Source organism: Lacticaseibacillus pantheris DSM 15945 = JCM 12539 = NBRC 106106, assembly GCF_001311175.1.
In the GTDB taxonomy this organism is placed as follows: Bacteria; Bacillota; Bacilli; order Lactobacillales; family Lactobacillaceae; genus Lacticaseibacillus; species Lacticaseibacillus pantheris.
Window position 1 is genome coordinate 38333 of record NZ_BBAI01000017.1, and the last position, 11418, is coordinate 49750.

General features: G+C 52.8%; 7 protein-coding genes and 4 pseudogenes. 2 read left to right on the forward strand and 9 right to left on the reverse strand.

The window, feature by feature from the left end; genetic code table 11:
• Positions 1-12 precede the first annotated feature (12 nt).
• Both JCM12539_RS14700 and JCM12539_RS06975 read left to right on the forward strand, forming a co-directional pair.
• Positions 13-427, forward strand: a pseudogene (locus JCM12539_RS14700) (YfhO family protein).
• Positions 393-2582 carry a YfhO family protein gene (locus JCM12539_RS06975; RefSeq protein ID WP_054650299.1) on the forward strand — a complete coding sequence of 730 codons (2190 nt, stop codon included), beginning with the start codon at positions 393-395 and terminating at the stop codon, positions 2580-2582. The pseudogene JCM12539_RS14700 and the gene JCM12539_RS06975 overlap by 35 nt, the downstream one beginning before the upstream one ends.
• A 98-nt stretch (positions 2583-2680) precedes the next feature.
• On the opposite strand, the pseudogene JCM12539_RS14060 reads toward JCM12539_RS06975, so the two are convergent.
• The 9 genes and pseudogenes from JCM12539_RS14060 to JCM12539_RS14070 form a co-directional block, all read right to left on the reverse strand.
• Positions 2681-3336: pseudogene (locus JCM12539_RS14060) on the reverse strand (response regulator transcription factor).
• On the reverse strand, positions 3329-4405 hold the full coding sequence (locus JCM12539_RS06985; RefSeq protein ID WP_054650301.1) for a sensor histidine kinase: 1077 nt from the start codon (positions 4403-4405) through the stop codon (positions 3329-3331). The pseudogene JCM12539_RS14060 and the gene JCM12539_RS06985 overlap by 8 nt, the downstream one beginning before the upstream one ends.
• Positions 4402-5106: a cell wall-active antibiotics response protein LiaF gene (gene liaF, locus JCM12539_RS06990; RefSeq protein WP_439645127.1), complete on the reverse strand. Its 705-nt coding sequence runs from the start codon at positions 5104-5106 to the stop codon at positions 4402-4404. The genes JCM12539_RS06985 and liaF overlap by 4 nt, the downstream gene beginning before the upstream one ends.
• A gap of 150 nt (positions 5107-5256) precedes the next feature.
• A complete protein-coding gene (greA, locus tag JCM12539_RS06995) occupies positions 5257-5730 on the reverse strand; it encodes a transcription elongation factor GreA (RefSeq protein ID WP_054650305.1) in 474 nt (157 codons plus the stop codon).
• Positions 5731-5757: 27 nt separating this feature from the next.
• Positions 5758-6396, reverse strand: coding sequence for a uridine kinase (udk, locus tag JCM12539_RS07000; protein ID WP_054650307.1), 639 nt, complete (start codon positions 6394-6396; stop codon positions 5758-5760).
• A gap of 28 nt (positions 6397-6424) precedes the next feature.
• Positions 6425-7534 (reverse strand): endolytic transglycosylase MltG, encoded by a 1110-nt coding sequence (mltG, locus tag JCM12539_RS07005; RefSeq protein WP_225350280.1) that lies wholly within the window; start codon positions 7532-7534, stop codon positions 6425-6427.
• A 116-nt stretch (positions 7535-7650) separates the two neighbouring features.
• Positions 7651-10064: pseudogene (gene pheT / locus JCM12539_RS07010) on the reverse strand (phenylalanine--tRNA ligase subunit beta).
• A 3-nt stretch (positions 10065-10067) separates the two neighbouring features.
• Positions 10068-11113 (reverse strand): annotated as a pseudogene (locus JCM12539_RS07015) (phenylalanine--tRNA ligase subunit alpha).
• Positions 11114-11219: 106 nt separating this feature from the next.
• Positions 11220-11418: hypothetical protein (locus tag JCM12539_RS14070; RefSeq protein ID WP_225350282.1), on the reverse strand; the 199-nt coding region annotated here is incomplete at its 5' end.

Consider the following 11418-nt stretch of genomic DNA (forward strand, 5'->3'; position numbering starts at 1 on the left):
CCTATCATTATCATGGGTATTTATTTCTGTGCGTGCCAGCATGTGTATCCATTTGGTAATAGTAGCTTACTAACCGTGGATATGGGTCAACAGTACATTGATTTTTACGCATACTTTAGACAAACACTGCTGGGTCACCCCGGACAATTTTTTTTATGCCTGGAACAAAGCGCTCGGTGGGGACATGATTGGTGTCTGGGCTTACTACTTAATGAGTCCCTTCAACCTAGTGTTAGTGCTGGTGCCTAAGTCCATGCTGGATGTTGGGATCCTCATCATGACGCTACTGAAATACGGAGCGGCGAGCCTCTCGATGGCATACTACCTCCACCGGCGCGGTCTACGGAGCTGGGTTTTACCAGCTTACGGCCTGGCATACGCCCTATCAGTGGATGATTGCCAACCAACTGAACCTGATGTGGTTTGACGGCGCCATCATGTTACCACTAGTAGCCGACGCGGTAGACCGATTGGTAGCCGGTCAGCCCCGCCGCTTTCCCCTGCTCTTGGCGGCCACGTTGCTGGTTAACTACTACATTGGCTACATGGTCATCTTATTCACTATTGGTTACTTCCTGTTTGCGCTCGTCCGCGACCGTTTGCACAAAGCGGCAGTTATCCGCGCCTGCCGCCGCTTTGCCCTAACCGGACTACTGGGCGCAGCCTTGGCCGCCTGTCTGTTGGTCCCTACCTTCTTCCAGATAACGCAAAGTAAGGGTACATATACCGCCACGACCGTTAACTGGCAGTTTGAGTACAACCCACTACACCTACTCAGTAAGTTGGTTGCGGGCTCATTCAACTTTGACCAGATGCCTTCCGGGTTGCCCAACATCTTTGTGGGGTCGCTGGCCACACTCGGCGCAATCATCTATTTCACCAACCGGCGGATCAACTGGCGCGAACGCGTGGCTGCGGGAACATGGACCGTCTTTTTGTTCATCTCAATGATGTTTGAACCGTTAGACCTAGTTTGGCACGGCCTGCAATTTCCCGTATGGTACCCCTACCGTTTTTCCTTTGTAGTCACCTTCTGGTTGATATTACTCGCCGCGCGGGGTTTCAAGTATCTTCCCGATGGCATTAGCCTGCCACAGATGCTCCTACTGGCATTTGTGTGCGTCGGGGCTGACCTCTATGTATGGTTTAACCTCGATAGCTTTAGTTACCTCACCAAACAACAGGTACTGCTAACTGGCCTCCTTAACCTCCTGGCCATCATTGTTCTGAGCCTCCGCGGTAATGCACACCGGGGCACCTACGTTATCATGTTATTACTCAGCATCGTCGATATGACCAGCAACGCCGCGCTGACAATGAACCAGTTGGCGTACGTCAGCCACAGTGATTACCACACGTACACTGAGGCCCTGCGCAGCGGTGTCAATACCGTGCAAAGTCGTGACAGCGGCTGGTACCGAATTGGTAAAACGGTGGGCCGGACCAAAAACGACGCCATGGAAGTAGGGTTTAACGGTACCGACCAGTTCAACTCTATGTTTGAACCCAACGTACCCACCTTTTTCGGACAGATTGGCCAAGCTGACGGCGACGGCTTTGTGGCCTACGCCAACGGTACCGAATTTACCGACGCGCTGTTAGATACCAAGTATTGGCTCACAAAACGTGCTGGTAGTACTGCCTTCCTCCCGACGGAAAGTACCCGCGAGGACGTTGCCAACTATACCGGCATCGGGCACACACAAAACTTGAACGTGTACCGCAACGATAACGCCCTAGGCATTGCCTTCGGGGCCAGTGCCAACATCCTCCAGACTAAACTAGCAACGGGATCACCGCTCACTAATCAGGAACGTATTGCCACGGGCCTTACGGGGGCCAAAACTACCATGTTTACCGCACGCCCCTTTGAATCCATCACCATGACCAACAATATTAAGTCCATGGCGGGTATTGGCGGTAGCACCTACACCGTCAAGAAAGGTGGTGCCGCAACGATTACGTACACGTTCATCGCTAACACCACCGAGCCTTACTACTTGACCGTTGACAGTTCACTGACGGATAACGCGGCCACCGTCCGCCTGAACGGCCAGCAGGTGCACCTAGCCGACTCCTTCCGCAATACGGCGGTGCTCAACGTCACACCTGCCCAGGTGAATAAAGTGAACACCATCACGATTACGCTCAACAAACAATCGCTGTTCCTGGGCAACGTTGCGTTATACCAACTGGATACAAGTGGTTTCAAACAAACGATTGACCAACTACAGAAATCGCCGCTTCACGTTACCCACCACGGTAGTAACTCGCTACGTGGCACGGTCAACATTCGTAGCAAGAACCAAGTGCTGATGACCACCATCCCCCAGGTACCCGGGTGGCACGTGCGGGTCGACGGTCGAACAGTCACCCCCAAGAAGGTACTCGGCCTATTTATGGCTATTCCTCTAACTAAGGGTCACCACACGATTAGCATGTACTACGTGCCTCCGTACCTCGTCTGGGGCATCATCATATCGCAAATCGCAGCGGCAATTACATGGTTCGCGTTCTTCCGGAACCGGCCACGGCACGCAGCCCTCCCACGCTTCAGCAAACGTCTACGTCAGCGGCCCTAACCAAACAGATAGACAAAGCAACACCCCACAACTTCTACTCCGTGTTTGAGTCGAAGTTGCGGGGTGTTGCTTCGCATTATGCTTTAGTGACCAACAATTTATTCACCGATATCGTTGGACTGTGAACTGACCTTACCGTGCTTAACGGCATACAGGGCCGCTTTGGTGCGATCATCCACCTCCAACTTGGCCAAAATATTCGACACGTGCGTTTTCACGGTCTTAAGGGTGATGAACAGTTCATCAGCGATTTGCTGGTTACTTTTCCCCTGAGCAATTAAGTCCAGGACCTCACGTTCACGACTCGTTAAATCATCGTAGAGCGCCATATCGGCCATCGCCTGGTCCTTATTCTGCAACTTATCGTTCACTTCGGGGGCAATCGTGCTCTGTCCCCGCATCGTGTTGCGGATTGCGTCCGCAATTTCCGCCGCCGTACTGGTCTTGAGTATGTACCCGCTGCCCCTGCGGCCATCGCCGGGTAAACTAGCTCATCATCAATAAAACTAGTCAAAATGATGACACGAGCTTGCGGCCAGGATGCCAAAATTTCTTTGGTGGCCGTCACCCCGTCCATTTTGGGCATTTTGAGGTCCATGAGAATGACATCTGGTCGGTCGGCCAAGGCCTGATCGCGACCATCCGCACCGTTTTCCGCCTCGCCAATGACCTCGATATCCTGCTGAATACCCAGGTAGGACGAAATCCCTAACCGCACCATTTCGTGATCATCGACAATCAATACTTTAATCATTGCTGTCCTCCTTAACAGTCACTGGCACCCGCACCTCGACGCTCGTACCTTGGCCGGGGAAACTAATTAACTTCACCGTCCCGCCCAAGCTACGGGCACGTTCCTCAATGTTGTTCAAACCGTAGCTACCGGCATTTTCAGCGGCCGACGTATCAAAGCCGACGCCATCATCAATCATACGCAGGACGACGTTACTACCGACCGTATTCAAATACACTTCCAGCTGATTGGCCTCAGCGTGTCGTAACGTGTTGCTCAGTAGCTCCTGCACAATACGGAATAAATGGTCCTCCGTCGTCGTCGCCAGGTGCACGTCGGCAATATCCCACTTGATGTCAATATTAATCTTGGTTTGTAGTTCTTTCAACAACCCAATAATACCTTCACGTAGTGGCTTCCCAGCTAGCGAAGTCGGACGCAGGTGCAGCAGAAGCGCACGCATTTCCGATTGGGCGGCGTTAATAACACGTTCAATCGTGTCCAGTTGCTTGGTTAAACCGCTATCCGCCAATTCAGGCTGCCCATCAACCACGGCACGCATCGTCGACAATAGCATCATCGCCGCAAAGAGTTGCTGCGAAACCGAATCATGTAACTCGCGCGCAATGCGCTGACGCTCGGCCACCACCACGGCCTCTTTGCTTTCACCCTCAACCAAGTCCGGTTTCTTGCTGTACCGGGCAATCTCGCCCTGTAACCGGACAATTTGTTCCTGTAGCGCTTGGAGCAGGCGGGCATTATCCGCACCAAATATCTTCGCGTTCACAGTCAGGGCCTGATCGGTGTCCTGATCCAAAAAGTTTCGTACTAACCGGCCGAGCTCATTCGACATACGGCGCTGCGTCAATCGGACCACCAGCCAAACGCTACCGGTCACAACCAGGCCCACAGAGAATGCGGCTAGCACAACAAAAACCGCTACGGGTATGCCGCCAATGGAGTAGGTTAAGAGCCGCCAAACATACGTCAGTTTGTGGCCAACCACCACCATCCAGATCAGAATGACTTCCAGCAGAAACATTAATAACGTAATAGCGCCTAAAATGCAGGCGTAACCCTTCTTGGTCATACGGTCACCACCTCCAGGTCGCCAATCAGTGTGCTCGTAACGATGCGTAGACGGCGCGAAGCATCATCATACCCAGGAGTAGCTAAGTGAATAGTTTCGTTGGCAAGGTGGAAATCTTCCCCAGCGAAACTGACTTTACCCGTTAACGCCGAGTGATTGAGCTCAATGCCCACCCCCAGCGGCACCAATACGCGGGTGCGGCCAAAGCCCTTGCGGATAACCACAACGTTGTCGCGTTGCGGCAGAATGGTATTACCTAAGTCCACGATGGTGTCACCGGCAAGAACGGTGATGTTAGTGTCCTCCCATTCGAAAACCGAGCTACCAATCGTACTATCACCGAACCAGGGCTGTCGCCGCGGACGACCGGCGTTAGCACCAAAGCCGTGAACGGACACAAACTGTTTGTGGGTCCATGGTGTCCACTTACCGTTGCGGGCACGGCGCCGTAAGCTCAGTAGTAGCATGATTCCGCCAAAGGCAACCATCCACCAGAACGCACCATGAACGGCCACACTCACGATCACGGAAACAGCACCAAAGACCAACAGGAACGTGTGCCAGAAACCACTTTGCAACCCCCGGGCCATAGCCAATGAGACCCCACCCGCAATCAGGAAAATGAGCGTGGGCAGGTCGGCAAATAAGCTGTACCCGAGGAACAGCGCTAATATGAATTCTACAATTGCAAAAAAAAGTATATCCGTGAAGACATGCGGCTACCTCCTGCATACATCATACCGTAACCAGGCATATTTGCGTGGGTCCACAGACCGATTTTGTGCCCAAAAATTTGCCAACAACAAAGGCGCACCCACACGGGTACGCCTTTGTTCTAACTACGGTGCTACTTATTCAACCGCAGTAATTTTAACCTGCATGTCGCCACCAGGTGTTTGTACCGCTACGGTTTCACCCAGTTTGTGTCCAATCAGGGATTCGCCAATTGGTGACTCATTACTGATTTTGCCCGCCATCGGGTCCGCTTCAGCAGCACCCACAATCTGGTAGGTTTCCTCATCAGTCTCGCCCACTTCAACGAACGTGACTGATTTGCCCACGGACACTTCGTCCTTCGCCACGGAGTCGCTATCGATAATTTCGGCGTAACGCAACATCTGCTCCACTTGGGCGATGCGCGTTTCCAAAGATGACTGCTCGTCCTTGGCACTTTCATACTCAGAATTTTCGGATAAATCTCCAAAACTACGTGCAATCTTAATCCGGTCAATTACCTCTGGGCGCTTAACCGTCTTGAGCTGTTCCAATTCCTTTTCCAGCTTAACCTTACCGTCAGCCGTCATCGGGTACGTCTTGTCTGCCATGCTATACAACCTCTTCCTTATTTTCGCTTAAATCAAGCCACGCTGATCCAGTATCGCCTGGACCTTTGTGACCAGTAAATCAATTGCTACTTTGTTTTGCCCACCCTCAGGCACAATGAGGTCCGCATACCGCTTAGTGGGTTCCACAAATTCATGGTACATTGGCTTCACCGTGCTTTGGTACTGGTTGATAATATCATCCAGCGAGCGGCCCCGTTCAACCGTATCACGTTTGATCCGTCGTAACACCCGAATATCATCATCCGTATCCACGAAGATTTTAATATCCATCAACTCGCGTAACTCTTTTTCCGCGAGAATCAGAATTCCCTCCAGAATAATAACGTCCGTAGGCTCCACGTGAATCGTGTCACTGGTGCGGTTATGGTCAGTATAGTCGTACACCGGCTTTTCAATCGCCTGGCGGTGCAACAACCGCTCAATGTCGGCTACCAGCAGGTCGTTATCAAAGGCGAGCGGGTGATCATAGTTAATCAGTTTCCGCTGAGCAAAGGGTAAATCGCTGTGCTTGTAGTACGAGTCCTGCGCGATTAACGTGACTGAACGGGTTGCCTCAAAATGATCAAAAATCTCGTGGGCAACACTTGTTTTACCGGAGGCCGACCCCCCGGTGATGCCAATAACAATGGGCTTCTGTTGTTCCATTACTTTCCATCCCCACTAAAAGTTACTACTACTGGTTGTCGCTACCAATGGCCGCAATGTTGGCGTCCTGTTCTGCCAAAGTCCGGGCATACAGAATCTTACCGGTCTTGAGGTTAGCCACAAAGTAGAGGTAACCCGCGCTCCGGTCGGACGGATTCAACACCGCCTGCACTGATTGTAGACTCGGTTGGTTGAACGGTCCAGGGCCAAAGCCCGCGTTCTTATACAAGTTGTACGGCGATTTAACCGCCGTATCCTTGTTGGTTAAGTGGGTCTTGTGCGTGTTAAGGGCGTACATCACCGTGATGTCGGACTGCAGTGGCATGTCAGCGTCAATCCGGTTAAAGAAGACACCAGCAATCTTGCGGCGACTGGCTTCGGTCACACCCTCCCGCTCAACAATGGATGCTAGGGTCAACACGTGTTGGACAGTCAAGTCCTGCTTCTTAATGTTACTGTAGTACGGCTGCAGCACCGAGTTGGTTTTAGCAACCATCTGCGTGACCAGCTCTTTCATGGTTTCGCCAGAACTAACCGAATACGTCGCCGGGAACAAGTAGCCTTCCAGGTGGTAACGGACGTTCTTGGACTTTGCGGCGGAACCGAGCAGCTCTGGGTACTTCTTTGCCAATTGATTGAAGAAAGTATCATCCTTCATTAAGGCCATGAAGCTCTTTTTCGACAAGTTACCATTCTTCTTGGTGTACTTGTCCATCGAGCTAGCAATCGTCTCGACAGTTTCACCTTCACGAACCAGTACCTGCGTACCGTCATTACTGCCCTTACCCATGAGGGTGGTAACCACGTGCTTCAGGTCCATGGACTTGGCCACTTGGAACGTCCCGGCCTGAAACTCGCTGTAACTGTTAATCTTGGCGTACAGCGCGAAAACCGTGGCACTCTTAATAACACCCTTGTTGGCTAAGGCTTCACCAATTTGTTTGGTGCTAGCACCGCTGTTAATTTTGACGCTCACCGCTTTACTTGAATGCGGATCCACCGCCTCCAGCGAAGTCGTGACGTACCGGTAGCCCATAAATCCGGTAACGGCAACCAAAGCCACTACAATGCCAATTACCCACCAAACAATATGGTGAACGAGGTGGTTTTGAGCGTCCCGAAACGACCGTTTATCCAACGACGTTCCGGGGATTTTTTTTCATGATCTTGTTGCGAACCAGCCACAATGAAACCTCCGTCAACGATAATTATCTAGGCCATTATATTAGAAACGGGCCTAAAAAGCGATAGTCACTACCGAATTTTAGCGTTTACTTCGGTTTCAAGGGCGTCGACCACCGCGGCCATGGCCTTTTCAACCGTGTCCTCGGTCAGCGTGTCATCGTCCCGCCGGAAGGTCAGTGTGTATGCAAGACTCCGAGTTGCTGGTGGCAACTTGGGTCCGGCGTAAACATCGAACAGGTGCACGTCGCGCAAATACTGACCCGCATGCGCACGAATAACGTCTTCCACCGCGGCACTAGTAGTCGTGATGTCAACAAGCAGCGCAACGTCCCGCGTCATGGATGGGAACTTTGGAGCGGGTGCGACGATCTTGTCTGCGCGACCGGCTGCCAATAGTGGCTCCAGGTTAAGTTCAAAGACGAACGTCTCGGGCAGGTTGTTATCAGCCTCGTACTGCGGGTGTAGCCGACCTAGTAAACCAACACGCTGGTCCGCCAGCATGATGTATGCTGACTGCCCGGGGTGCATGCTGCTAGGTAGTTCATCAGTTGTGTACTCGACCGGCGTATCAAGGTTGTAGTCATCCAGTAGCATGGCAACAATACCCTTAGTGGTATAGAAGTCGACTGGCTGAGCCTTTTGGTTCCACTCTTTGTTTGCAAAGTTGCCTGACAGAACGCCGGCAACGTAATTGTGCTCATCGGGACGGTGTTGACCATTGGCACGGATAAATACACGGCCCTGTTCATACAGAGCGATGTCATTTTCCTTACGTGCGGCGTTATAACGGACGGCATCCAGCAGCCCCGTCAGCATGTTGGCACGCAATTCCTGGTGGTCAACGGTCATGGGCCAAGCTAGCTTGGTCGTTGCGTTGTTTTCCAAAGCAAATTCGTTGGCCTGATCCTCGCCACGCAACGAGTACGTAATGGCCTGGTCCATCCCCGCCCCCTGAAGCAACGTCCGGTTACGCCGGAGCCGCCGCTGCACTGGTGTCAGCGTGCCAACCGTCATTGTGGCAGTTGGTAGCGTTGCTGGCAGGTTGTCGTAGCCGTAAATGCGGGCAACTTCCTCAATGAGGTCCGGTACGATGAAGATATCCCAGCGTCGCGCCGGAACCGAGACCGTCATCTGGTCGCCATCGCCGGTTACACCAAAGCCGAGGCGGTCAAAAATCCCGCGAACAGTCACCGCATCTAGGTCAGTGCCCAGAACGTGGTTAATTTGGTCAGTTGTGATGTCAATCACTGTTGGCGCGCCACTCACGCTAGTAGCGGTTGCAATTCCGCTAGCAACCGTCCCACCACCGAGTTCTGCCGCCATGCGTGCAGCCGTATCAAGGGCGGTAATGATGTTCGATTCATCAATCCCCTTTTCAAAGCGGGAGCTGGCCTGACTACGCAAATCATAACGTTGGGCGGTCTTACGAATGCTGGTCCGGTTGAACACGGCGGATTCGAAAACGATGCTGGTAGTGCTATCGGTAATCTCCGAGTTCAATCCCCCCATCACACCTGCGAGCGCAATGGGCACAGTGCCGTTACTAATCACAATATCGTCGGTCGTTAAGGTACGCTCAGTTCCGTCGAGGGTCGTGAGCCCTTCACCAGCTGCGGCCCGCCGTACGTGGACGGTACCATCACCGACTTTGTCGTAATCAAAGGCGTGCATTGGCTGGCCGAAGTACAACATGATGTAGTTCGTAATGTCCACAATGTTGTTCAGAGGACGGATGCCAGCGTTCCACAAGCGCCGCTGCAACCACAGTGGGCTTTCCTGCACGTGCACACCAGTTACTACCCGTAAGTTGTAACTCGGCGCATCGTCAGGGTCGTCGACGCTCACCTGCAGGAAGTCACCCACCGGCTTGCCCGTCTCAACAACGGGCTGATCATCAAAGTGTGGCTTGTTTCCGTAGGTAGCGCCAACTTCCCAGGCAACTCCCCGCATCCCCAAGGCATCCGCACGGTTAGGCGTAATGTCAAAGTCGAGGATGGCATCGTGCATGCCCAGCACCGCCATGGCGTCAGTGCCCGGCTTGATGGCTTCGTTAAACACGTAGATTCCATCAGCGTACTTCTTAGGGGAGACGCTATCGCTAAAGCCAATTTCCTGGAGCGCACAAATCATGCCATCACTAATCTCGCCACGGAGCTTGCCACGCTTAATTTTTTTTCGTTGTTAGCAATCCGGGCGCCAGGCAACGCCACAATGACGGTCTGCCCCGCAGCAACGTTAGGTGCACCACAGACAATTTGCCGTAACTCGTCTTCGCCAGTATCCACCATGCAAACGTGCATGTGATCGGAGTTCGGGTGCATCTTCATGCTTTCGATGTGGCCGATGACAATCTTCTTCTTACCCTCGTCGCGACGCGTTACGCTCGGCACCTCGATACCCGTGCGCGAAACCTTATCCGCTAACTCTTCAGGGCCAACGGGCACATCAACTAATTCTGTTAACCAATCGTATGAAACATCCATGAATTAACCCTCCGTCTTGAACTGGTGCAGGAACCGTAAATCATCAGTGTAGAAGCTACGAATGTCATCAACACCGTACTTCAGCATGGCCAAACGGTCTGGGCCCACACCAAAGGCAAAGCCGCCGTAGACATCGCTGTCAACACCCGCTGACCGCAACACGTTCGGGTGCACCATACCAGCGCCTAGCACTTCGATCCAGCCGCTGTACTTGCAGACGGCACAGCCCTTACCACCACAGCGGAAGCAAGAAATATCAACTTCGACACTTGGTTCCGTAAACGGGAAGTAGCTGGGACGCAACCGAATTTCACGCTCGGCGCCAAAGACGTGGCGTGCCATCGCCAGCAGCGTGCCTTTGAGGTCGGCCATCGTGATGTGCTTATCGACTACCAGCCCTCCATCTGGTGGAACTGGTGGCTGTGCGTAGCGTCATCCGTGTCGCGACGGTAGACGCGGCCTGGACTGATTTCCTTGAGCGGGCCTTTGCTGAAATCATGACTCTCCAGCGTCCGGGCCTGTACGGCACTGGTCTGTGTCCGCATCAGTAGGTCGTGCCCTAAATAGAAAGTGTCCTGCATGTCACGAGCGGGGTGATCGGGCGGAATGTTCAACTTCTCAAAGTTGTACTTGTCCTCTTCCACTTCGTAACCGTCAACTACCTGATAACCCATCCCCATGAACAGGTCCTCCAGGTCGTCGATGATCTGTTCAATCACGTGGGCCGTACCCCGACGAACTGGTGTGCCAGGCAGAGTGACGTCAACCGTTTCCATTGCAATTTTGTGAGCAGTCATTTCCTGCTCGATGTCGTGACGCTGATTTTCAATGGCTGTCTTTAACTCGTCACGCACCTTGTTGGCAAACTCGCCCACTTGAGGCCGCTCTTCCGGTGCGAGGTCCCGCATCCCACGCAACACTTCCGTAATCGGTCCCTTTTTACCCAATAACTTCACCCTGATTTGGTTCAATTCCTCCAAATCGGATGTCTTCATAATGCGGCCGCGATTTTCATCAGCCAGCTGCTCTAACTTATCCCGTAAACTCATGACGCTGCTCCCTTCTGTTACTCTCAATGTTTCGACACTCGATGAACCGTATTGGACGGAGGGGTGGTGGCGGGGAATGACTGCATGGATTCCTCACTATCCCGGCTTACTGAAACGAGCTGCGCAGGCCAGAAGACGCCGCATAAGCAACTCTGACCAAAAGGCCAAAACCGGTATCACCGCGGCTAAGACCGAGAATGCTACTATGCTCCCGCGCTACTCGTGCATATTGAGACGAGCTGCGCAGGCCAGAAAGCGACGTATAAGCAACTCTGACTAAACGGCCAAAACCGGTATCACCGCGG